Source organism: Pseudomonas sp. JS3066, assembly GCF_036328175.1.
Lineage (GTDB): Bacteria > Pseudomonadota > Gammaproteobacteria > Pseudomonadales > Pseudomonadaceae > Metapseudomonas.
In genome coordinates this window covers 104,094-128,397 of record NZ_CP143312.1, presented here as the reverse complement: position 1 = coordinate 128,397, position 24,304 = coordinate 104,094, and the positions used below count along the sequence as shown (strand labels likewise).

General features: G+C 57.7%; 16 protein-coding genes, 4 tRNA genes and 2 rRNA genes. All 22 read right to left on the bottom strand.

All coding sequences use genetic code 11. The features are described 5' to 3' along the window. Window positions 1-122 precede the first annotated feature (122 nt). The 22 genes from tuf (SA496_RS00570) to SA496_RS00465 all read right to left on the bottom strand — a co-directional run bounded on the left by tuf (SA496_RS00570) (window position 123) and on the right by SA496_RS00465 (window position 24,104). Window positions 123-1,316 carry an elongation factor Tu gene (gene tuf / locus SA496_RS00570; protein WP_103102850.1) on the bottom strand — a complete coding sequence of 398 codons (1,194 nt, stop codon included), beginning with the start codon at window positions 1,314-1,316 and terminating at the stop codon, window positions 123-125. 30 nt (window positions 1,317-1,346) lie between these two features. Then, window positions 1,347-3,476 (bottom strand): elongation factor G, encoded by a 2,130-nt coding sequence (gene fusA, locus SA496_RS00565; RefSeq protein WP_120653278.1) that lies wholly within the window; start codon window positions 3,474-3,476, stop codon window positions 1,347-1,349. Window positions 3,477-3,506: 30 nt separating this feature from the next. Continuing rightward, the gene (gene rpsG / locus SA496_RS00560; protein ID WP_003448710.1) at window positions 3,507-3,977 is read right to left on the bottom strand and encodes a 30S ribosomal protein S7; all 471 of its coding nucleotides are present in this window, start codon (window positions 3,975-3,977) and stop codon (window positions 3,507-3,509) included. A gap of 108 nt (window positions 3,978-4,085) precedes the next feature. After that, a complete protein-coding gene (rpsL, locus tag SA496_RS00555) occupies window positions 4,086-4,457 on the bottom strand; it encodes a 30S ribosomal protein S12 (protein ID WP_003448708.1) in 372 nt (123 codons plus the stop codon). A gap of 164 nt (window positions 4,458-4,621) precedes the next feature. Beyond that, on the bottom strand, window positions 4,622-8,821 hold the full coding sequence (gene rpoC, locus SA496_RS00550; protein ID WP_077525957.1) for a DNA-directed RNA polymerase subunit beta': 4,200 nt from the start codon (window positions 8,819-8,821) through the stop codon (window positions 4,622-4,624). A gap of 67 nt (window positions 8,822-8,888) precedes the next feature. After that, the gene (gene rpoB / locus SA496_RS00545) at window positions 8,889-12,962 is read right to left on the bottom strand and encodes a DNA-directed RNA polymerase subunit beta (RefSeq protein ID WP_120653279.1); all 4,074 of its coding nucleotides are present in this window, start codon (window positions 12,960-12,962) and stop codon (window positions 8,889-8,891) included. Window positions 12,963-13,183: 221 nt separating this feature from the next. Next, complete coding sequence (rplL, locus tag SA496_RS00540) at window positions 13,184-13,552, bottom strand: 50S ribosomal protein L7/L12 (RefSeq protein ID WP_028630534.1); 369 nt, start codon at window positions 13,550-13,552, stop codon at window positions 13,184-13,186. Between the two features lie 86 nt (window positions 13,553-13,638). After that, entirely contained in the window at window positions 13,639-14,139 is a 501-nt protein-coding gene (rplJ, locus tag SA496_RS00535) for a 50S ribosomal protein L10 (protein ID WP_016490524.1), read from the bottom strand. A 212-nt stretch (window positions 14,140-14,351) separates the two neighbouring features. Next, a complete protein-coding gene (gene rplA, locus SA496_RS00530; RefSeq protein WP_153917510.1) occupies window positions 14,352-15,047 on the bottom strand; it encodes a 50S ribosomal protein L1 in 696 nt (231 codons plus the stop codon). Then, on the bottom strand, window positions 15,047-15,478 hold the full coding sequence (gene rplK / locus SA496_RS00525) for a 50S ribosomal protein L11 (RefSeq protein ID WP_003448698.1): 432 nt from the start codon (window positions 15,476-15,478) through the stop codon (window positions 15,047-15,049). Before rplK ends, rplA begins: the two co-directional genes overlap by 1 nt. 116 nt (window positions 15,479-15,594) lie before the next feature. Next, window positions 15,595-16,128 carry a transcription termination/antitermination protein NusG gene (gene nusG / locus SA496_RS00520; protein ID WP_028630537.1) on the bottom strand — a complete coding sequence of 178 codons (534 nt, stop codon included), beginning with the start codon at window positions 16,126-16,128 and terminating at the stop codon, window positions 15,595-15,597. Between the two features lie 10 nt (window positions 16,129-16,138). Further along, window positions 16,139-16,507 carry a preprotein translocase subunit SecE gene (gene secE / locus SA496_RS00515; RefSeq protein ID WP_153917512.1) on the bottom strand — a complete coding sequence of 123 codons (369 nt, stop codon included), beginning with the start codon at window positions 16,505-16,507 and terminating at the stop codon, window positions 16,139-16,141. 47 nt (window positions 16,508-16,554) lie between these two features. After that, window positions 16,555-16,630, bottom strand: a tRNA-Trp gene (locus tag SA496_RS00510). A 53-nt stretch (window positions 16,631-16,683) separates the two neighbouring features. Beyond that, the gene (gene tuf / locus SA496_RS00505; RefSeq protein ID WP_103102850.1) at window positions 16,684-17,877 is read right to left on the bottom strand and encodes an elongation factor Tu; all 1,194 of its coding nucleotides are present in this window, start codon (window positions 17,875-17,877) and stop codon (window positions 16,684-16,686) included. Between the two features lie 84 nt (window positions 17,878-17,961). Next, window positions 17,962-18,037: transfer RNA gene (locus SA496_RS00500), tRNA-Thr, on the bottom strand. A gap of 26 nt (window positions 18,038-18,063) precedes the next feature. Continuing rightward, window positions 18,064-18,137 (bottom strand) — tRNA-Gly (locus SA496_RS00495). Between the two features lie 26 nt (window positions 18,138-18,163). Further along, a tRNA-Tyr gene (locus SA496_RS00490) sits at window positions 18,164-18,248 on the bottom strand. A gap of 140 nt (window positions 18,249-18,388) precedes the next feature. Then, on the bottom strand, window positions 18,389-19,066 hold the full coding sequence (locus SA496_RS00485) for an SPOR domain-containing protein (protein ID WP_120653282.1): 678 nt from the start codon (window positions 19,064-19,066) through the stop codon (window positions 18,389-18,391). A 9-nt stretch (window positions 19,067-19,075) separates the two neighbouring features. Further along, window positions 19,076-19,825: a pantothenate kinase gene (locus tag SA496_RS00480; protein WP_120653283.1), complete on the bottom strand. Its 750-nt coding sequence runs from the start codon at window positions 19,823-19,825 to the stop codon at window positions 19,076-19,078. After that, on the bottom strand, window positions 19,815-20,771 hold the full coding sequence (birA, locus tag SA496_RS00475) for a bifunctional biotin--[acetyl-CoA-carboxylase] ligase/biotin operon repressor BirA (RefSeq protein WP_120653284.1): 957 nt from the start codon (window positions 20,769-20,771) through the stop codon (window positions 19,815-19,817). The genes SA496_RS00480 and birA overlap by 11 nt, the downstream gene beginning before the upstream one ends. 191 nt (window positions 20,772-20,962) lie before the next feature. Next, window positions 20,963-21,078 (bottom strand): 5S ribosomal RNA (rrf, locus tag SA496_RS00470). Between the two features lie 135 nt (window positions 21,079-21,213). Further along, window positions 21,214-24,104 (bottom strand): 23S ribosomal RNA (locus tag SA496_RS00465). Between the last annotated feature and the right edge of the window lie 200 nt (window positions 24,105-24,304).

The following is a 24,304-nucleotide window of genomic DNA, read 5'->3' as shown; positions in this document are numbered from 1 at the left end:
CGGACGGACTACGCCCGTTAAAAGGAGGCGTGATTGTACGGATGCGCCGAGGGGGTGTCAACTTTTGACCAGACAAAAGAAAAGGGCCCCGAAGGGCCCTCTCCTCTTAGCGAGATCTTCGATTACTCGATGATCTTGGCTACAACGCCGGCGCCAACGGTACGACCGCCTTCGCGGATCGCGAAGCGCAGGCCGTCTTCCATGGCGATCGGAGCGATCAGGGTGACAACCATCTTGATGTTGTCGCCCGGCATTACCATCTCAACGCCTTCCGGCAGTTCGCAGTTTCCGGTCACGTCAGTGGTACGGAAGTAGAACTGCGGACGGTAGCCCTTGAAGAACGGAGTGTGACGACCGCCTTCTTCCTTGGACAGCACGTACACTTCGCACTCGAACTTGGTGTGCGGCTTGATGGTGCCCGGCTTGGCCAGAACCTGACCACGCTCTACGTCATCACGCTTGGTGCCGCGCAGCAGGGCGCCAACGTTCTCGCCAGCACGACCTTCGTCGAGCAGCTTGCGGAACATTTCAACACCAGTGCAGGTGGTCTTGGTGGTCGGACGGATACCGACGATCTCGATCTCCTCGCCCACCTTGACGATACCGCGCTCAACACGACCGGTCACCACGGTGCCGCGACCGGAGATGGAGAACACGTCTTCGATCGGCATCAGGAACGGCTGATCGATAGCACGCACCGGCTCCGGAATGTAGGAGTCCAGGGTCTCTACCAGCTTACGAACGGCGGAAACGCCGATTTCGTTGTCGTCCTTACCTTCCAGGGCCATCAGAGCGGAACCGACTACGATCGGAGTGTCGTCACCCGGGAAGTCGTAGGTGTTCAGCAGGTCGCGAACTTCCATCTCGACCAGCTCCAGCAGCTCGGCGTCATCAACCATGTCGGCCTTGTTCAGGAACACGACAATGTAAGGAACGCCTACCTGACGAGACAGCAGGATGTGCTCACGAGTCTGCGGCATGGGGCCGTCAGCAGCCGAGCAAACCAGGATCGCGCCGTCCATCTGCGCAGCACCGGTGATCATGTTCTTCACGTAGTCAGCGTGACCGGGGCAGTCAACGTGAGCGTAGTGACGAATGGCGGAATCGTATTCAACGTGGGAAGTGTTGATGGTGATACCGCGAGCCTTCTCTTCCGGCGCGTTATCGATCTGGTCGAACGCACGAGCGGAACCGCCCCAGGTCTCGGAGCAGACCTTGGTCAGAGCAGCAGTCAGAGTGGTCTTGCCATGGTCAACGTGACCAATGGTGCCGACGTTGACGTGCGGTTTGTTACGTTCAAATTTTTCTTTAGCCACGACAGTAAACCTCTTACTTAAAGGGCTGAATCAACCTTGTTTTTTAACCAGTGCTTCGACGACGTTCGACGGAGCTTCGGCGTATTTGGAGAATTCCATGGAGTAGCTCGCGCGACCCTGGGACATGGAACGCACGTCGGTCGCATAACCGAACATCTCGCCCAGCGGAACCTCGGCACGAATAACCTTACCGGAAACGCTGTCTTCCATCCCCTGAATCAGGCCACGACGACGGTTCAGGTCGCCCATCACGTCACCCATGTAGTCCTCGGGGGTCACCACCTCTACCTTCATGATCGGCTCAAGCACTTTACCGCCACCCTTCTGGGCAAGCTGCTTGGTCGCCATGGAGGCAGCGATCTTGAACGCCATCTCGTTGGAGTCGACGTCGTGGTAGGAACCATCGAACACGGAGGCCTTCAGGCCGATGAGCGGGTAGCCGGCAACAACGCCGTTCTTCATCTGCTCTTCGATGCCCTTCTGGATCGCCGGGATGTATTCCTTGGGAATCACACCACCCACGACTTCATTGGTAAACACCAGACCTTCGGCGATGTTGCCTTTCTCATCCACGTCAGCGGAGGAGAAGCGGATCCAGCAGTGACCAAACTGACCACGACCACCGGACTGACGAACGAACTTGCCTTCGATCTCGACATTGTCCTTGGAGATGGTTTCGCGGTAGGAAACCTGCGGCTTGCCGATATTGGCCTCAACGCCGAACTCACGCTTCATGCGATCGACGAGGATATCCAGGTGCAGCTCACCCATACCAGAGATGATGGTCTGGCCGGTTTCTTCGTCGGTCTTGACGCGGAACGAAGGATCTTCCTGGGCCAGCTTGCCGAGGGCGATACCCATCTTCTCCTGGTCAGCCTTGGTCTTCGGCTCAACAGCTACCGAGATGACAGGCTCCGGGAAGTCCATACGCTCAAGGATGATCGGTTTCTCGATGTCGCACAGAGTGTCGCCAGTGGTGACATCCTTCATGCCGATCAGTGCAGCGATGTCGCCCGCGCGCACTTCCTTGATCTCGTCACGCTGGTTGGCGTGCATCTGCACCATACGACCAACGCGCTCTTTTTTACCCTTCACGGAGTTGATGACCGACTGGCCAGACTCCAGAACGCCCGAGTAGACACGAACGAAGGTCAGGGTACCGACGAACGGGTCGGTAGCGATCTTGAACGCCAGCGCAGAGAACGGCGCGCCATCATCTGCAGGACGCTCGTCGTGGATTTCGTTGTCGTCGGTGCTGTCCGGGTGAACGCCCTTGATCGCAGGAATCTCGGTGGGAGCCGGCAGGAAATCGATGACAGCGTCAAGCACCAGGGGCACGCCCTTGTTCTTGAAAGAGGAACCACAGACAGCCGGAACGATTTCGCAGGCGATAGTACGCTGACGCAGGCCGGCCTTGATCTCTTCGATCGTCAGCTCACCTTCTTCCAGGTACTTGTTCATCAGCTCTTCGTTGGCTTCGGCAGCAGCCTCAACCATGTTGTTGCGCCATTCGTTGGCCAGGTCCACAAGCTCAGCGGGAATTTCTTCCTCGCGATAGGAGGTACCCTTGTCGTCTTCGTTCCAGTAGATGGCCTTCATCTTCAGGAGATCGACCTGACCCTGGAACTCGTCCTCAGCACCGATGGCCAACTGAACCGGAACCGGGGTGTGACCCAGGCGGTTCTTGATCTGGCCGACCACGCGAAGGAAGTTGGCGCCAGCGCGGTCCATCTTGTTCACGTAGACGATACGCGGAACGCCGTACTTGTTGGCTTGACGCCATACGGTTTCGGACTGGGGCTCAACACCGGAAGTACCGCAGAATACAACGACAGCACCGTCCAGCACGCGCAGAGAACGCTCCACCTCAATGGTGAAGTCTACGTGGCCGGGGGTGTCGATGACGTTTACGCGGTACTTGTCGTACTGACCACGCGAACCTTCCCAGAAGGTAGTGATGGCAGCAGAGGTAATGGTAATACCACGCTCCTGCTCCTGCACCATCCAGTCGGTGGTAGCAGCGCCATCGTGAACCTCACCCATCTTGTGGCTCAGGCCTGTGTAGAACAGGATGCGCTCAGTCGTGGTGGTCTTGCCCGCGTCAACGTGGGCGCAGATGCCGATGTTGCGATAGCGGTTAATTGCTGTATTACGAGCCATAAAGCCCTCGCAAAAGAATGGATGCCGTAATTAGAAGCGGTAGTGCGAGAACGCTTTGTTGGCCTCAGCCATACGATGCACGTCTTCACGCTTCTTGACAGCAGCGCCTTTGCCATCGAAGGCATCCAGCAGCTCGCCTGCCAGGCGCAGGGCCATGGACTTCTCGCCGCGCTTGCGCGCGGACTCAACCAGCCAACGCATGGCCAGAGCATTACGACGGGACGGACGAACTTCGACCGGAACCTGGTAAGTGGCACCGCCTACACGGCGGGACTTTACTTCGACCAGCGGAGCGATGGCGTCGAGAGCTTTCTCGAAGATTTCCAGGGGATCGCTGTTCTTGCGGGATTTGACGGTATCCAGGGCACCGTAAACGATGCGCTCGGCTACGGCTTTCTTGCCGCTTTCCATCACGTGGTTCATGAACTTGGCGAGGATCAGGCTTCCGTATTTCGGATCGTCCAGAATCTCACGCTTGGCTGCTACACGACGTCTTGGCATTGATAAGCCCTCAAACGGTCTTCAGGTTAGCCCGGGACCATAACCATTCGGTTACGCCCGACCTTACTCTTATCGACTCAATGAATAAAAAACTGATTTAGCACCGAATTACTTCGGACGCTTGGTACCGTACTTGGAACGACCCTGCTTACGGTCTTTAACGCCGGTGGTATCCAGCGAACCGCGCACGGTGTGGTAACGCACACCCGGAAGGTCTTTTACACGACCGCCACGGATCAGCACTACGCTGTGCTCTTGCAGGTTGTGACCTTCACCACCGATGTACGAAGTCACTTCGTAGCCGTTGGTCAGACGAACACGGCAAACCTTACGGAGTGCGGAGTTCGGTTTCTTCGGCGTGGTGGTGTAGACGCGGGTGCATACGCCACGACGCTGCGGGCAGTTCTGCAGCGCAGGTACGTCGGATTTCTCGACGATACGGCTGCGCGGCTTACGCACCAGCTGGTTAATAGTTGCCATCTAATTGCTCCACTGTTGTCTTTCGACGCTATTGCCTTACAAAGAAAGCAAAATGACAGGGCATAGCGCCCTGCCAAATTTAGGGGTGCATGAGTCTAAAGAGACTCAATGTCCCCGTCAAGGCAATACCCCCCGACGGCCAAGGCCTCCGGGGGGTATCACGCTTAGTTGCTGCTGGAGTTCAGCGCTTCGGTCAGCGCTGCTTCCACTTCGCTCGCGCTCACGCGAACCGGCTTGCCGGCTTCACGCTGACGTTTGCGCTCGCTGTGGTAGGCCAGACCGGTACCAGCCGGGATCAGGCGACCCACAACCACGTTTTCCTTCAGGCCGCGCAGGTAGTCGCGCTTGCCGGTAACCGCCGCCTCGGTGAGGACGCGGGTGGTTTCCTGGAAGGACGCCGCGGAGATGAACGACTCGGTGGACAGCGAGGCCTTGGTAATACCCAGCAGGACGCGTTCGAACTTGGCGATGAAGCGGTCTTCGGTCGCCAGACGCTCGTTCTCTTCCAGCACCTGGGTCAGCTCCATCTGGTCGCCCTTGATGAAGCTGGAATCACCCGACTCGGCAATCTCGACCTTGCGCAGCATCTGACGCAGGATGGTTTCGATGTGCTTGTCGTTGATCTTCACGCCCTGCAGGCGGTACACGTCCTGGATCTCGTTGACGATGTACTTGGCCAGCGCGCTGACACCCAGCAGACGCAGGATGTCGTGCGGGTTGCTCGGGCCGTCGGAGATAACTTCGCCGCGGTTCACCTGTTCGCCTTCGAACACGTTCAGGTGACGCCACTTCGGAATCAGCTCCTCGTACGGGTCGCTGCCATCGTTCGGAGTGATGACCAGACGGCGCTTGCCTTTGGTCTCCTTGCCGAAGGAGATGGTGCCGCTGATTTCGGCCAAGATCGAAGGCTCTTTCGGACGACGAGCTTCGAACAGGTCGGCAACGCGCGGCAGACCACCGGTGATGTCGCGGGTCTTCGAGGTTTCCTGCGGGATACGGGCGATAACGTCACCCACACCCACCTGCGAACCGTCGGCCACACCAACCAAGGCGTTCGCCGGCAGGAAGTACTGGGCGGGAACGTCGGTACCCGGCAGCAGCAGCTCCTTGCCATTGGCGTCGACCAGCTTCACGGCCGGACGAATGTCCTTGCCAGCAGCCGGACGATCCTTCGGATCCAGAACTTCGATGTTGGTCAGACCGGTCAGTTCGTCGGTCTGGCGCTTGATGGTGATGCCCTCCTCCATGCCGACGAAGGTAACGGTACCCTTCATTTCGGTCACGATCGGGTGGGTGTGCGGGTCCCACTTGGCAACGATGGCGCCCGGATCGACCTTGTCGCCTTCCTTCACGGAGATCACAGCACCGTACGGCAGCTTGTAACGCTCGCGCTCGCGACCGAAGTCGTCGGCCACGGCCAGCTCGCCGGAACGGGACACGGCAACCAGATGGCCGTTGAGGTTCTCGACGTGCTTCAGGTTGTGCAGGCGGATGGTACCGCCGTTCTTAACCTGGACGTTGTCGGCTGCGGAAGTACGGCTGGCCGCACCACCGATGTGGAAGGTACGCATGGTCAGCTGGGTACCCGGCTCACCGATGGACTGGGCGGCGATTACGCCGACCGCTTCACCGATGTTCACCTGGTGGCCACGCGCCAGGTCACGACCGTAGCACTTGGCGCAGATGCCGTAGCGGGTTTCGCAGCTGATCGGGGAACGCACAATTACTTCGTCGACGCTCATGCGCTCGATGAACTCAACCCACTGCTCATCGACCAGAGTACCGGCCGGAACGATGACTTCATCGGAGCCCGGCTTGAACACGTCACGGGCAATGACACGCCCCAGTACGCGCTCACCCAGAGGCTCGACGACATCGCCGCCTTCGATGTGCGGGGTCATCAGCAGACCGTGCTCGGTGCCGCAGTCGACCTCGGTCACTACCAGGTCCTGGGCAACGTCTACCAGACGACGAGTCAGGTAACCGGAGTTCGCGGTCTTCAGTGCGGTATCCGCCAGACCTTTACGAGCACCGTGAGTGGAGATGAAGTACTGGAGTACGTTCAGGCCTTCACGGAAGTTCGCGGTGATCGGGGTTTCAATGATGGAGCCGTCCGGCTTGGCCATCAGGCCACGCATGCCGGCCAGCTGACGGATCTGGGCCGCGGAACCCCGCGCGCCGGAGTCAGCCATCATGTACATGGAGTTGAAGGACTCCTGGTCGACTTCCTTGCCCTCGCGATCGACAACCTTCTCTTTCGAGAGGTTGGCCATCATCGCCTTGGACACTTCGTCGTTGGCCTTGGACCAGAGGTCGATCACCTTGTTGTACTTCTCGCCCTGGGTCACCAGGCCGGAGGCGTACTGGGATTCGATTTCCTTCACTTCCTCGGTAGCGGCATCGATGATGCGAGCCTTCTCATCGGGGATGACGAAGTCGTTCACACCGATGGAAACACCGGAAATGGTGGAGTAGGCGAAACCGGTGTACATCAGCTGGTCAGCGAAGATGACGGTGTCCTTCAGACCTACCACGCGATAGCACTGGTTGATCAGCTTGGAGATCGCCTTCTTCTTCATCGGCTGGTTGACGACGTCGTACGACAGGCCAGCCGGGACCACCTGGAACAGCAGCGCACGGCCGACAGTGGTGTCGACGATGCGGGTGTTCTTGGTGATGGAGCCGTCCTTGTCCTTCACGGTCTCGTTGATGCGCACTTTCACGCGGGCGTGCAGGGACGCTTCACCGGCGCGGAATACGCGGTCGACTTCCTGTAGGTCCGCGAACACGCGACCTTCGCCCTTGGCGTTAACGGCTTCACGGGTCATGTAGTACAGACCCAGAACCACGTCCTGCGACGGAACGATGATCGGCTCGCCGTTGGCAGGCGAGAGGATGTTGTTGGTGGACATCATCAGCGCGCGCGCTTCCAGCTGGGCCTCGAGGGTCAGCGGAACGTGAACGGCCATCTGGTCACCGTCGAAGTCGGCGTTATACGCGGCGCAGACCAGCGGATGCAGCTGGATGGCCTTGCCTTCGATGAGGACCGGCTCGAACGCCTGGATGCCCAGACGGTGCAGGGTAGGCGCACGGTTCAGCAGTACGGGGTGTTCGCGGATGACTTCGGCGAGAACGTCCCAGACCTCGGGCAGTTCGCGCTCGACCATCTTCTTGGCCGCCTTGATGGTGGTGGCCATGCCGCGGGCTTCCAGCTTGCCGAAGATGAACGGCTTGAACAGCTCAAGAGCCATCTTCTTGGGCAGACCGCACTGGTGCAGGCGCAGGGTCGGACCTACGGTAATTACCGAACGACCGGAGTAGTCCACTCGCTTACCGAGCAGGTTCTGACGGAAGCGGCCTTGCTTGCCCTTGATCATGTCGGCCAGGGACTTCAGAGGGCGCTTGTTCGAGCCGGTGATGGCACGGCCACGACGACCGTTGTCCAGCAGGGCGTCGACAGCTTCCTGCAGCATGCGCTTTTCGTTGCGCACGATGATGTCCGGCGCAGCCAGGTCGAGCAGGCGCTTCAGACGGTTGTTACGGTTGATCACCCGACGATACAGATCGTTAAGGTCGGAGGTCGCGAAGCGACCACCATCCAGCGGAACCAGCGGACGCAGGTCCGGCGGCAGCACAGGCAGGACAGTCAGCACCATCCACTCTGGATGGTTGCCGGAGTCCTTGAAGGCTTCCATCAGCTTCAGGCGCTTGGACAGCTTCTTGATCTTGGTCTCGGAGTTGGTCTGCGGAATTTCTTCGCGCAGGCGGCCGATTTCATGATCCAGATCGATGGCATTGAGCAGTTCGCGAACAGCTTCGGCACCCATGCGGGCATCGAAGTCGTCACCAAACTCTTCGAGGGCTTCGAAGTACTGCTCGTCGTTCAGCAGCTGGCCTTTCTCGAGGGTGGTCATGCCCGGATCGATCACCACGTAGCTCTCGAAATAGAGCACGCGCTCGATGTCACGCAGGGTCATGTCCAGCAGCAGGCCGATACGGGACGGCAGGGACTTCAGGAACCAGATGTGGGCAACGGGCGAAGCCAGCTCGATGTGGCCCATGCGCTCACGGCGCACCTTGGCCAGGGCGACTTCAACACCGCACTTCTCGCAGATCACACCGCGATGCTTGAGGCGCTTGTACTTACCGCACAGGCACTCGTAGTCCTTCACCGGACCGAAGATCTTGGCGCAGAACAGGCCATCGCGCTCCGGCTTGAAGGTACGGTAGTTGATGGTCTCCGGTTTTTTCACTTCACCGAAGGACCAGGAACGGATCATCTCGGGCGAGGCCAGACCAATACGGATGGCATCGAACTCTTCGATTTGACCCTGGTTTTTCAACAGATTCAGCAAGTCTTTCAAGGCCTTTCCTCCTCACGGACCCGCTACGACCGGCCTTGACCAGCCGTAGCGTTTTGGGCGTCGCGTGTTATTCGGTTTCCAGTTCGATGTCGATGCCGAGCGAGCGGATCTCTTTGATCAACACGTTGAAGGACTCGGGCATGCCGGCCTCCATGCGGTGATCGCCGTCCACGATGTTTTTGTACATCTTGGTCCGGCCGTTCACGTCGTCCGACTTCACGGTCAGCATTTCCTGCAGGGTGTAGGCGGCACCGTAGGCTTCCAGTGCCCAGACCTCCATCTCCCCGAAACGCTGGCCACCGAACTGGGCCTTACCACCCAGCGGCTGCTGGGTAACCAGGCTGTAAGAACCGGTGGAACGTGCGTGCATCTTGTCGTCGACCAGGTGGTTCAGCTTGAGCATGTACATGTAGCCGACGGTGGTCGGACGCTCGAACTGATTGCCGGTACGGCCGTCGAACAGGCGCATCTGACCGCTTTCCGGCAGGTCGGCGAGCTTCAGCATGGCCTTGATCTCGCTTTCCTTGGCACCGTCGAACACCGGGGTGGCCATGGGAACGCCGCCCTTCAGGTTCTTGGCCAGGTCCAGGATTTCCTGGTCGCTCAGCTCGTTCAGGCTTTCCTGACGGCCACCGATCTCGTTGTAGATCTCATGGAGGAATTCGCGCAGTTCAGCGATCTTGCGCTGCTCTTCCATCATACGGTTGATCTTCTCGCCCAGACCCTTGGCAGCGAGGCCCAGGTGGGTTTCGAGGATCTGACCGACGTTCATACGAGACGGTACGCCCAGCGGGTTGAGGACGATGTCCACCGGAGTGCCATTGGCATCGTGAGGCATGTCTTCGACCGGCATGATCACGGAGACCACACCCTTGTTACCGTGACGGCCCGCCATCTTGTCGCCCGGCTGGATACGACGCTTGATGGCCAGGTAGACCTTGACGATCTTCAGCACGCCCGGAGCCAGGTCGTCGCCCTGCTGCAGCTTGCGCTTCTTGTCTTCGAACTTGTCATCCAGCATCTGGCGACGATCAGACAGGTAGGCCTGGGCCTTCTCCAGCTGCTCGTTCAGAGCGTCTTCGGACATGCGCAGCTTGAACCACTGGCCGCGCTCGAGGCCGTCGAGGTACTCGTCGGTGATCTCGGTGCCTTTCTTCACGCCAGCGCCACCTTCGGCAACCTGGCCAACCAGTGCGGAACGCAGACGCTCGAAGGTTGCGCCCTCGACAATACGGAACTCTTCGTTCAGGTCCTTGCGGATCTCGTCCAGCTGCATCTTCTCGATGGACAGCGCACGGGAATCGCGCTCGACGCCGTCACGAGTGAAGACCTGGACGTCGATCACGGTGCCCTTGGTGCCAGTCGGCACGCGCAGGGAGGTGTCCTTAACGTCGGACGCCTTCTCACCAAAGATCGCGCGCAGCAGCTTCTCTTCCGGAGTCAGCTGGGTCTCGCCTTTCGGAGTCACCTTGCCGACCAGGATGTCGCCAGCCTGCACTTCCGCACCAACGTAGACGATACCGGCTTCGTCCAGCTTGTTCAGCGCAGCTTCGCCCACGTTGGGGATGTCCGCGGTGATTTCTTCTGGGCCGAGCTTGGTGTCACGCGCCACACAGGTCAGTTCCTGGATGTGGATGGTGGTGAAGCGATCTTCCTGCACCACGCGCTCGGACAAGCAGATGGAGTCCTCGAAGTTGAAACCGTTCCAGGGCATGAACGCGACGCGCATGTTCTGACCCAGGGCGAGTTCACCCATGTCGGTGGACGGACCATCGGCGAGGATGTCGGCGCGAGCGACCACATCACCCTTCTGCACCAGCGGGCGCTGGTTGATGCAGGTGTTCTGGTTGGAACGGGTGTATTTGGTCAGGTTGTAGATGTCGACGCCGGCTTCGCCAGTCTCGACTTCGTCATCGTTGACACGAACCACGATACGGCTGGCGTCGACCGAGTCGATCACGCCGCCACGCCGGGCCACGACGCAGACACCGGAATCGCGCGCAACGTTGCGCTCCATACCGGTACCTACCAGAGGCTTGTCGGCACGCAGGGTCGGCACGGCCTGACGCTGCATGTTCGAGCCCATGAGTGCGCGGTTGGCGTCGTCGTGCTCGAGGAACGGAATCAGCGAGGCAGCAACGGAAACGACCTGCTTCGGAGAGACGTCCATCAGAGTTACGTCTTCCGGCGCCTTCACGGTGAATTCGTTCAGGTGACGTACGGCTACCAGCTCGTCGACCAGTTGGCCCTGCTCGTTCATCGTCGCCGATGCCTGAGCGATAACGTGGTCGGCCTCTTCGATCGCGGAGAGGAAGACGATCTCGTCGGTAACCTGGGTACCCTTCACAACACGGTACGGGCTTTCCAGGAAGCCGTACTGGTTGGTGCGGGCGTAAGTTGCCAGGGAGTTGATCAGACCGATGTTCGGACCTTCAGGGGTCTCGATCGGGCACACGCGGCCGTAGTGGGTCGGATGTACGTCACGAACCTCGAAGCCCGCGCGCTCACGGGTCAGACCGCCCGGGCCGAGTGCGGAAACGCGGCGCTTGTGGGTGATCTCGGAGAGCGGGTTGTTCTGGTCCATGAACTGGGATAGCTGGCTGGAACCGAAGAATTCCTTGATCGCTGCGGCCACAGGCTTGGCATTGATCAGGTCTTGCGGCATCAGGCCTTCGCTTTCGGCCATCGACAGACGTTCCTTGACCGCGCGCTCGACGCGCACCAGGCCAACACGGAACTGATTCTCAGCCATCTCGCCGACGCAACGAACGCGGCGGTTACCCAGATGGTCGATGTCGTCGACGATGCCCTTGCCGTTACGGATGTCGACCAGGGTCTTCAGCACGTCGACGATATCTTCCTTGCTCAGCACGCCCGAACCTTCGATCTCGGTGCGACCGATACGACGGTTGAACTTCATGCGGCCCACGGCGGACAAGTCGTAACGCTCGGCGCTGAAGAACAGGTTGTTGAACAGGGTTTCGGCGGCTTCCTTGGTCGGCGGCTCGCCAGGACGCATCATGCGATAGATCTCGACCAGGGCTTCCAGCTGATTGCCGGTGGAGTCGATCTTCAGGGTGTCCGAAATGAACGGACCGCAGTCGATGTCGTTGGTGTACAGAGTTTCGATGCGGACAACCTGGGCCTTGGCGATCTTCACCAACAGGTCGGTAGTCAGCTCGGTGTTGCATTCGGCGATGATCTCGCCGGTGGCCGGATGCACGATAGCCTTGGCGCTGGTACGACCCAGCACGTAGTCCATCGGAACTTCCAGCTCCTTGATGCCAGCCTTCTCCAGCTGGTTGATGTGGCGGGCAGTAATACGACGACCCTGCTCCACGATCACCTTGCCGTTCTGATCCTTGATGTCGAACACGGCGATCTCGCCCCGCAGACGCTGCGGAACCAGCTCGAGGTGCAGACCTTCGCCCTTCACGTGGAAGACGTTGGTGGCATAGAAGGCATTCAGCACTTCTTCAGTGCTGTAGTTCAGCGCGCGCAGCAGGACAGTGGCCGGCAGTTTGCGGCGACGGTCGATACGCACGAATACGCAGTCCTTCGGATCGAACTCGAAGTCCAGCCAGGAACCGCGGTAGGGAATGATACGAGCGGAGTACAGCAGCTTGCCCGAGCTGTGGGTCTTGCCACGGTCGTGGTCGAAGAACACACCCGGAGAGCGGTGCAGCTGGGAGACGATGACGCGCTCGGTACCGTTGATGATGAACGTACCGTTTTCGGTCATCAGGGGGATTTCCCCCATGTAGACTTCTTGTTCCTTGATGTCCTTGATCGCTTTGTTCGACGACTCTTTGTCGAAGATGATCAGACGGACTTTTACCCGCAGCGGCACGGCGAAGGTCACACCGCGCAGCACGCATTCCTTGACATCGAATGCCGGCTCACCCAGGCGATAGCCGACGTATTCCAGAGCGGCGTTGCCGGAATAGCTGATGATCGGGAAAACAGACTTGAAGGCCGCGTGCAGGCCGATGTCACGGAATTGCTCTTTGCTGACTCCCGCCTGCAGGAATTCGCGATACGAATCCAGCTGGATGGCCAGGAGGTAAGGTACATCCATGACGTCCGGCAACTTGCTAAAGTCTTTGCGGATACGTTTTTTCTCAGTGTATGAGTAAGCCATCAGCGTTCCCCAGCTTGGTCACCTGCTTGTTTGGCCCCTCCGACGGGAGTAGCCAGAAAATCTTGCAAACCCCTTGGTTTGCTCCGCCTCGCAATAGAGGTCGGGTCACGTCCCAGGTGGCGTCCCAAGACAACCACCTAGAACGGAAAAAGGCCGGTGGCATAAGCCACCAGCCGTCAGCCTTGCGCGGAGCGCTTCGGCTGTTGACGCAAGGTCGTCGCTTACTTGAGCTCGACTTTGGCGCCAGCTTCTTCCAGAGCTTTCTTGGCAGCTTCGGCCTCTTCTTTGGAAGCGCCTTCTTTGACCACGCCCGGGGCGCCGTCAACTACTGCCTTGGCTTCTTTCAGACCCAGACCGGTCAGCTCGCGAACGACCTTGATGACGTTCACTTTCTTCTCGCCGGCTTCGGTCAGGATGATGTTGAACTCGGTTTGTTCTTCAACAACAGCGGCGGCAGCAGCCGGGCCAGCAGCAACGGCAGCAGCAGCGGTAACGCCGAACTTCTCTTCCATCGCCTTGATCAGTTCAACGATCTGCATGACGGACATTTCGGATACGGCGTTGATGATGTCTTCGTTGGTCAGAGCCATGACTCTAATTCCTGTATAGGTGGACGGCCTATGCGGCCATCAAAATTTTGAAAGATTCAGCTTGAAAGAGGGTTATGCGGCCTGGATCAGGCAGCAGCGCCTTCTTTCTGGTCGCGAATTGCCGCCAGAGTACGAGCGAGCTTACTGGTAGCGCCTTGGATAACGCTCATCAGCTGTGCAACGGCTTCGTTGTAGGTCGGCAGGGTCGCCAGTACGTCGATCTGATTGGCTGCGAGGAACTGGCCCTCGAATGCAGCGGCCTTGATCTCGAACTTGTCCTGACCCTTGGCGAATTCCTTGAAGATACGAGCAGCAGCGCCCGGATGTTCGTTGGAGAACGCAATCAGGGTCGGGCCTTTGAACACGTCGTTGAGCACCTCGAACTGAGTGCCGGCAACGGCGCGGCGAGCCAGTGTATTACGCACGACACGTACGTACACACCAGCCTCGCGGGCCTCTTTACGGAGTCCGGTCATAGCGGCTACGGTCACGCCACGGGCATCAGCCACGACAGCGGACAGGCCAGCTTTGGCAGCCTCGTTGACTTCAGCGACGATGGCCTTCTTGTCTTCGAGTTTAATTGCCACGGGTCTAACTCCTGGATGTTACCGTTTCGTCCAGCCGGAGCCGGACGGCGTTTTGGTGTCTGATTCGGTAAACGAATCGGGAGCACCATCTGCGTAGGCTCGGAAATCGCTTCCCGGTTTGAGGCTTGCGCCGCCTACGGTCTTGGATAGCCCCCGCCAGGCAGGGACCCCAATACCTGGCGTGACGGATAAATCCGTCGCGCCTTTATCACTTAGCCTTCGAGGGAAGCCTGATCGATCTGCAGACCTGGCCCCATAGTGGTGCTCAGAGTCACGCGCTTCAGGTACACACCCTTGGAGGTGGACGGCTTCAGGCGCTTCAGGTCAGCCAGCAGAGCTTCAACGTTCTGCTTCAGCTTGATCGGCTCGAAGTCGACTTTGCCGACGGAAGCGTGAATGATGCCGTTCTTGTCGGTACGGAAACGCACCTGACCAGCCTTGGCGTTTTTCACGGCGGTAGCTACGTCCGGAGTCACGGTACCGACCTTCGGGTTCGGCATCAGGCCACGCGGACCGAGGATTTGGCCCAGCTGACCGACGACACGCATCGCGTCCGGGGAGGCGATAACCACGTCGTAGTTCAGGTCGCCGGCTTTCATCTCGGCAGCCAGTTCGTCCATACCGACTTTCTCGGCACCAGCAGCCAGTGCAGCTTCAGCGGCCGGACCCTGGGTGAACACGGCAACGCGGACGCTCTTGCCGGTGCCGTTCGGCAGAACGGTGGCACCACGAACGACCTGGTCGGATTTACGCGGATCGACACCCAGATTGATGGAGACGTCCACGGACTCTTTGAACTTGGAGGTCGCCAGTTCAGCCAGGAGCTTGGCGGCATCTTCGAAACCGTACTGCTTGCCAGCTTCTACTTTCTCGGCGATTGCCTTTTGGCGCTTGGTCAGCTTAGCCATTACACACCCTCCACGTTCAGGCCCATGCTACGAGCGGAACCGGCGATGCTACGCACGGCCGCATCCAGGTCAGCTGCAGTAAGATCAGCCTTCTTGGCCTTAGCGATCTCTTCCAGCTGAGCACGGGTAACGGTGCCTACTTTCTGGGTGTTCGGACGCGGAGAACCGCTAGCGATACCGGCCGCTTTTTTCAGCAGAACGGAAGCCGGGGTGCTCTTGGTCTCGAAAGTGAAGCTGCGGTCGCTGTATACAGTGATGATCACGGGAGTCGGCAGACCCGGCTCGAGGCCTTGAGTCTTGGCGTTGAACGCCTTGCAGAACTCCATGATGTTCACGCCATGTTGACCCAGAGCAGGACCGACCGGCGGCGACGGGTTGGCCTGACCGGCCTTCACTTGCAGCTTGATATAAGCTTGAATCTTCTTAGCCATGTATAACTCCAGTTACGGGTTCTAGCGCCCTAAGGCTCCCCGATTGCTTTCGCGTTTATCCCAGTGACGACAAAACCCCGCAACCTAGGGCTGCGGGGTTGGGATGCCATTGTCAGCTAAGCCTTCTCGACCTGACTGAACTCCAACTCTACCGGAGTAGAGCGACCGAAGATGAGCACGGCCACCTGGATCCGGCTCTTCTCGTAATTAACCTCTTCGACAACGCCGTTGAAGTCAGCGAACGGCCCATCAATTACACGAACGGTTTCACCAGGCTCGAACAGCGTCTTCGGCTTCGGCTTATCACCACTGTCAGCGACGCGACGCAGGATAGCCTCAGCTTCTTTTTCAGTGATGGGCGCAGGCTTGTCGGCGGTACCACCGATAAAGCCCATGACGCGTGGCGTATCCTTGATCAGGTGCCAAGTCGCCTCGTTCATTTCCATCTGGACCAGCACATAGCCGGGGAAGAACTTACGCTCGCTCTTGCGCTTCTGGCCATTACGCATCTCCACCACCTCTTCAGTGGGGACCAGAATCTCGCCGAACTCGTCTTCCATGCCAGCCAGCTTGACGCGCTCGATTAGCGAGCGCATGACATGCTTCTCGTAACCCGAGTAAGCATGCACAACGTACCAACGCTTAGCCACGGCGCACCTATTAACCAACAATCAACGAAACAAGCCAGCCGAGCAGGGTATCAAGCCCCCACAACAGCAGCGCCATTACCAGCACGACAGCCACGACAATCAGAGTGGTCTGGGTGGTTTCCTGACGGGTCGGCCAAACAACCTTGCGAATCTCCGCGCGAGCTTCCTTAGCGAGAACAAAGAAAGTCCGACCCTTAGCGGTCTGCAGCGCCACAACAGCAGCGACAGCAGCAAGAGCAAGAAGCGCGAGAACACGGTACAGGATCGGCTCAGAGGAGAAATACTGATTGCCGACCACACCAACAGCAACAAGAGCCACCACAACGACCCACTTCAGAACGTCGAAGCGTGTTTCTTTGGCTTCAGCCTTGGCATTCATCAGCTAAGATCCTGTGAGAGAAATGCCAGATTCTCACTCTTGGAATCTGGCAGGCCAGGAGGGAATCGAACCCCCAACCTGCGGTTTTGGAGACCGCCGCTCTGCCAATTGAGCTACTGGCCTGTAACAAAGTCAGGCCGACCATTATGCCGGCCTGACACACCAAGATCAAGTCGTTATTCGATGATCTTGGCTACAACGCCGGCACCAACGGTACGACCGCCTTCGCGGATCGCGAAGCGCAGGCCGTCTTCCATGGCGATCGGAGCGATCAGGGTGACAACCATCTTGATGTTGTCGCCCGGCATTACCATCTCAACACCTTCCGGCAGTTCGCAGTTTCCGGTCACGTCAGTGGTACGGAAGTAGAACTGCGGACGGTAGCCCTTGAAGAACGGAGTGTGACGACCACCTTCTTCCTTGGACAGCACGTACACTTCGCACTCGAACTTGGTGTGCGGCTTGATGGTGCCCGGCTTGGCCAGAACCTGACCACGCTCTACGTCATCACGCTTGGTGCCGCGCAGCAGGGCGCCAACGTTCTCGCCAGCACGACCTTCGTCGAGCAGCTTGCGGAACATTTCAACACCAGTGCAGGTGGTCTTGGTGGTCGGACGGATACCGACGATCTCGATCTCCTCACCCACCTTGACGATACCGCGCTCAACACGACCGGTCACCACGGTGCCGCGACCGGAGATGGAGAACACGTCTTCGATCGGCATCAGGAACGGCTGATCGATAGCACGCACCGGCTCCGGAATGTAGGAGTCCAGGGTCTCTACCAGCTTACGAACGGCGGAAACGCCGATTTCGTTGTCGTCCTTGCCTTCCAGGGCCATCAGAGCGGAACCGACCACGATCGGAGTGTCGTCACCCGGGAAGTCGTAGGTGTTCAGCAGGTCGCGAACTTCCATCTCGACCAGCTCCAGCAGCTCGGCGTCATCAACCATGTCGGCCTTGTTCAGGAACACGACAATGTAAGGAACGCCTACCTGACGAGACAGCAGGATGTGCTCACGAGTCTGCGGCATGGGGCCGTCAGCAGCCGAGCAAACCAGGATCGCGCCGTCCATCTGCGCAGCACCGGTGATCATGTTCTTCACGTAGTCAGCGTGACCGGGGCAGTCAACGTGAGCGTAGTGACGAATGGCGGAATCGTATTCAACGTGGGAAGTGTTGATGGTGATACCGCGAGCCTTCTCTTCCGGCGCGTTATCGATCTGGTCGAACGCACGAGCGGAACCGCCCCAGGTCTCGGAGCAGACCTTGGTCAGAGCAGCAGTCAGAGTGGTCTTGCCATGGTCAACGTGACCAATGGTGCCGACGTTGACGTGCGGTTTGTTACGTTCGAACTTTTCTTTAGCCATCGAGAACGTCTCCCATCAAGAATTGAGCGAGTCACGCCACCATTAAAACAAAGGCAGATATTTTCATATCTGCCTTTGTTAAGATGGAGCTCATGAGCGGATTTGAACCGCTGACCTCACCCTTACCAAGGGTGTGCTCTACCAGCTGAGCTACATGAGCCAAACACATTGCAAAAGCAGCAAACTTGGAGCGGGTAGCGGGAATCGAACCCGCATCATCAGCTTGGAAGGCTGAGGTTCTACCACTGAACTATACCCGCGGAGCCTGCAGCTCTCGCTTTGAATCTGGTGGAGGGGGAAGGATTCGAACCTTCGAAGTCTATGACGTCAGATTTACAGTCTGATCCCTTTGGCCGCTCGGGAACCCCTCCAAGGGAGGCGGCATTCTATCTCATGCCACCCTACTGTCAAGCTTTTTCTCATTAAAATCTTGAGGTTAGCTTCATTTGACAGCTGCTTCGCAAATCAGCCTATCGGGCCACGCTGCGAAGCGGGCGCCATTCTATTCAAGCTAACGAGGAGATGCAACACCCTCGCACGGCATAAGTTGATGTTTTAACCCAAAAAAATCTTGAGACAGCTGCTCAAGCAATGGATCGTCAACCAACCTGCGGCTTTCCGGTGCAATCCGCACCCAATAATCACGGTGCGCACGAGCCAGTTCGCGCATGAAGGGCTCATAGCCTGCGTCTCGCAAACGCTGCATGACACTCTCGGCAGAATCCATTCGCGAGAAGATCCCGAGGGATATTCCGTTGATCAGGTCTCCCTGGGTGACGATATAGCTGTCGATCTTCCGCGCCTGAAGCTCCTTGAGCTGACGCAGCGAGGCCTCTCGCGAAGCGAGAGGCGCCAGGTAGACCCAATAGTCGGTACCGGCAGCGGCATCTACAGGCCGCACCTCCGACCGCACATCCAGGCTAATGAGGCGCTGCTCCACTTCGCGCGCCTGCTCCTCTCGCTCAAATCCCCCCAGGAAAAGGCAGACAGCTTCCTCCGTTGATGTCGGGACCACTGCAGTGCGCCTCGGCTGGACATTGCCGGACTCACTAAGCAGACGGATGTCCTGCTGCCCCCCCTTATAAAGAGATAGGGTTTCCACCTCTTTCGGACGCAGTGGTGCCTGCTGCTGATGCCAGACGTAGTAGAAGAGATTGAGAACCAGGAGGAACAGGAACAACCAACGCATGAATCAACCTCAAGGCAATGGGCAGGCAATCGCCAAACCGGCAAACACCAAGTCGGGCAACACTCTTGCCCGCGGCAGCACACTCTTCACCAGCAGCGCATCACCGCCAGTAAGGAAAACCTCAAAATCATCCCCGAGATGCTGCGCCGCCAATTCGATCTGCGCCTGGACGAATCCGCGCAGCATCAGAAGACATCCCCTCTCCACGGCCTCCACCGTCGAGCGGCCGGGAGCCATATCGAGCAGCGCCCTCTCCGCAGCCTGGTCGTCGTAGCGAATTCGGCGAGTGTGCGTCCTCAATTGATTACGCATCAACGGCATACCCGGGCAAATGAATCCCCCGAGATGCTCGCCATTTTCAGCAACCAGATCAGATGTCACCGCAGTACCCAGATCCAGGACCAGGCAAGCCTTGCGAGCTATGTGATAGGCACCCAGCACCGCTAGCCAGCGATCCAGCCCAAGGCGCTGGAACTCTGAGTAGCCATTGCGCACGCCGGACATTTCAGCAGCCGGCTCGACACAGACAGAAACCACGCCGAACACATCCTGAAGCCGGTCGGTCAGTGCACGTGTTTCCTCGTCAGAACGGACACTGACCAACCTGCAATTGCGAAGCACTAGTTCATTCAATGCACGCAACGCAGAAATCAGCTCTTCATCGGAGCCAACCACACCGCCGCCAATAGTTGCGGCTTGCGCACTGTCGATGACACGCCACTTGATAAAGCTGTTGCCACAGTCAAGCTCAAGAATCATCACTCAACCTCAAACTGAGCTCTCCACCACTGTAAGCTCGCTCCTCACCACCGACGTCCAAGCGCAAGGCGCCTGTCGCGTCTATCCCCAATACCAACCCCTGGATACTCTGAACACCGGCGATCAAGTTGACTTGCCGCCCTTGCCAGAGATGCCCGGCTTCCCACTCCTCCCGAAGAGCAGAAAAACCGTATCTCTTGTGACGCACCAGGTAATCGTCGAGGTATTCACTCAAGCGAGCCACCAAGGCACTCCTGTCCACCAAAGCACCGCTTTCCACCTGCATGGAAGTCCAGGGCTGATCTATGTCCTCGGCAGACAACTGCATATTCACATTGATTCCAATACCAATTACGACATGGCAGATGTCGGCCGGGTCCCCCAACAGCTCAAGGAGGATTCCAGCGATCTTGCGGTTCCCAACCAACAGGTCGTTTGGCCACTTGAGGCCAGCCGCCGTCAACCCGAACGACTGCAAGGTCTTCAGCACCGCCAACCCGACAACAAGACTCAAGCCCTCAAGCTGGCGGGCACCGCCATCGACGCGCACAGCAAGACTGTAATAGAGGTTCTGCGCATGAGGACTGACCCATCGACGCCCCCTTCGCCCCCTGCCTTCCGTTTGCCGTTCCGCTATGACCGCAAAGGGCGGCAGTTCACCGCGAGCAAGACCGCGGGAGACCTCCGCATTCGTGGAGTCCAGCGAATCAAACACTCGATGGGACCAAGGAGCCCCCCCCGCATTCAGAACCCCCTGATCAAGGAGACTAAGAGGAAACTGCAGTCGGTAGCCCCGGCCACGCACCTTGTAGATCGCAAGACCGAGCTCCGCTTCCAGCTGCTGCAACTGCTTCCAGACGGCACTTCTGCTTACACCCAGGGCCTCACCCAGCGCCTGGCCTGAGTGAAAGCGCCCATCCTGCAGAAGTTTCAATAGCGTAGGCATGTGCTGGATCCAGCCCTTAATGAGGCAGGCATCATATCTATGCACACTCGGGTTGCATAGAAATCGCGCTCAAGCCGACCGAGCCAACGCCCTCAAACCAGACTGGCTGGAATGCATTCGCGGCCAGCTTTTTTGCGCGCCCAAAGACAAACCCCCGAACCGTTTTCACGGATCGGGGGTTTGGGATAGAAGCTTGACGATGACCTACTCTCACATGGAGAAGCTCCACACTACCATCGGCGATGCGTCGTTTCACTGCTGAGTTCGGGATGGGATCAGGTGGTTCCAACGCTCTATGGTCGTCAAGCAATTCGGTTGGGGTCTCGTCTGCGACGCGACCCCGAATCAGGTATGTGACAGTCTGTTTTGCGGTTCAGGCCAATTTTCGGTCTGTCGACTTCAACCAGTCGCACCCACAATCACCAGATTGTTTGGGTGTTATATGGTCAAGCCTCACGGGCAATTAGTATTGGTTAGCTCAACGCCTCACAGCGCTTACACACCCAACCTATCAACGTCGTAGTCTTCGACGGCCCTTTAGGGGATTCAAGATCCCAGTGAGATCTCATCTTGAGGCGAGTTTCCCGCTTAGATGCTTTCAGCGGTTATCTCTTCCGAACATAGCTACCCGGCAATGCCACTGGCGTGACAACCGGAACACCAGAGGTTCGTCCACTCCGGTCCTCTCGTACTAGGAGCAGCCCCTCTCAAATCTCAAACGTCCACGGCAGATAGGGACCGAACTGTCTCACGACGTTCTAAACCCAGCTCGCGTACCACTTTAAATGGCGAACAGCCATACCCTTGGGACCGGCTTCAGCCCCAGGATGTGATGAGCCGACATCGAGGTGCCAAACACCGCCGTCGATATGAACTCTTGGGCGGTATCAGCCTGTTATCCCCGGAGTACCTTTTATCCGTTGAGCGATGGCCCTTCCATACAGAACCACCGGATCACTAAGACCTACTTTCGTACCTGCTCGACGTGTCTGTCTCGCAGTCAAGCGCGCTTTTGCCTTTATACTCTGCGACCGATTTCCGACCGGTCTGAGCGCACCTTCGTACTCCTCCGTTACTCTTTAGGAGGAGACCGCCCCAGTCAAACTGCCCACCATACACTGTCCTCGATCCGGATGACGGACCAGAGTTAGAACCTCAAGCATGCCAGGGTGGTATTTCAAGGATGGCTCCACGAGAACTGGCGTCCTCGCTTCAAAGCCTCCCACCTATCCTACACAAGCAGGCTCAAAGTCCAGTGCAAAGCTACAGTAAAGGTTCACGGGGTCTTTCCGTCTAGCCGCGGATACACTGCATCTTCACAGCGATTTCAATTTCACTGAGTCTCGGGTGGAGACAGCGCCGCCATCGTTACGCCATTCGTGCAGGTCGGAACTTACCCGACAAGGAATTTCGCTACCTTAGGACCGTTATAGTTACGGCCGCCGTTTACCGGGGCTTCGATCAAGAGCTTCGCTTGCGCTAACCCCATCAATTAACCTTCCGGCACCGGGCAGGCGTCACACCCTATACGTCCACTTTCGTGTTTGCAGAGTGCTGTGTTTTTAATAAACAGTCGCAGCGGCCTGGTATCTTCGACCGGCATGGGCTTACGCAGTAAATGCTTCACCCTCACCGGCGCACCTTCTCCCGAAGTTACGGTGCCATTTTGCCTAGTTCCTTCACCCGAGTTCTCTCAAGCGCCTTGGTATTCTCTACCCAACCACCTGTGTCGGTTTGGGGTACGGTTCCTAGTTATCTGAAGCTTAGAGGCTTTTCCTGGAAGCATGGCATCAACCACTTCGTGTTCTAAAAGAACACTCGTCATCAGCTCTCGGCCTTGAACACCCGGATTTGCCTAAGTGTTCGGCCTACCACCTTAAACTTGGACAACCAACGCCAAGCTGGCCTAGCCTTCTCCGTCCCCCCATCGCAATAACTAGAAGTACGGGAATATTAACCCGTTTCCCATCGACTACGCATTTCTGCCTCGCCTTAGGGGCCGACTCACCCTGCGTCGATTAACGTTGCGCAGGAACCCTTGGTCTTTCGGCGTGCGAGTTTTTCACTCGCATTGTCGTTACTCATGTCAGCATTCGCACTTCTGATACCTCCAGCAAGCTTCTCAACTCACCTTCACAGGCTTACAGAACGCTCCTCTACCGCTCGTCTTACGACGAACCCGTAGCTTCGGTGTCTAGTTTGAGCCCCGTTACATCTTCCGCGCAGGCCGACTCGACTAGTGAGCTATTACGCTTTCTTTAAAGGGTGGCTGCTTCTAAGCCAACCTCCTAGCTGTCTAAGCCTTCCCACATCGTTTCCCACTTAACTAGAACTTTGGGACCTTAGCTGACGGTCTGGGTTGTTTCCCTTTTCACGACGGACGTTAGCACCCGCCGTGTGTCTCCCACGCTGACACTTCCAGGTATTCGGAGTTTGCATCGGTTTGGTAAGTCGGGATGACCCCCTAGCCGAAACAGTGCTCTACCCCCTGGAGTGATACGTGAGGCGCTACCTAAATAGCTTTCGAGGAGAACCAGCTATCTCCGAGCTTGATTAGCCTTTCACTCCGATCCACAGGTCATCCGCTAACTTTTCAACGGTAGTCGGTTCGGTCCTCCAGTCAGTGTTACCTAACCTTCAACCTGCCCATGGATAGATCGCCCGGTTTCGGGTCTATACCCAGCGACTAAACGCCCTATTAAGACTCGCTTTCGCTACGCCTCCCCTATTCGGTTAAGCTCGCCACTGAATATAAGTCGCTGACCCATTATACAAAAGGTACGCAGTCACCTAACAAAGTAGGCTCCCACTGCTTGTACGCATACGGTTTCAGGTTCTATTTCACTCCCCTCTCCGGGGTTCTTTTCGCCTTTCCCTCACGGTACTGGTTCACTATCGGTCAGTCAGTAGTATTTAGCCTTGGAGGATGGTCCCCCCATATTCAGACAAAGTTTCACGTGCTCCGTCCTACTCGATTTCACTTCCTGGACCCTTTCGCGTACGGGGCTATCACCCACTATGGCCGCACTTTCCAGAGCGTTCCGCTAAAATCCAAGAAGCTTAAGGGCTAATCCCCGTTCGCTCGCCACTACTAAGGGAATCTCGGTTGATTTCTGTTCCTCAGGGTACTTAGATGTTTCAGTTCCCCTGGTTCGCCTCTTGCACCTATGGATTCAGTACAAGATACCTAGGTTATCCTAGGTGGGTTCCCCCATTCAGAGATCTCCGGATCAAAGTCTGTTTGCCGACTCCCCGAAGCTTATCGCAGGCTACCACGTCTTTCATCGCCTCTGACTGCCAAGGCATCCACCGTATGCGCTTCTTCACTTGACCATATAACCCCAAGCAATCTGCTCGTGATCATAGGGGTGAAGACGACATTCGCCGAAAATTCGCGCTTGAACTCGCAAATTTTTACCTTGAATTATTGAGTGCAGTGAAACACTCAACAAGTCACTTCTATCACATACCCGAATTTTTAAAGAACGATTCTGAAGCAAAGTTCAGAATTCAATATCCCACCCGGGATATTC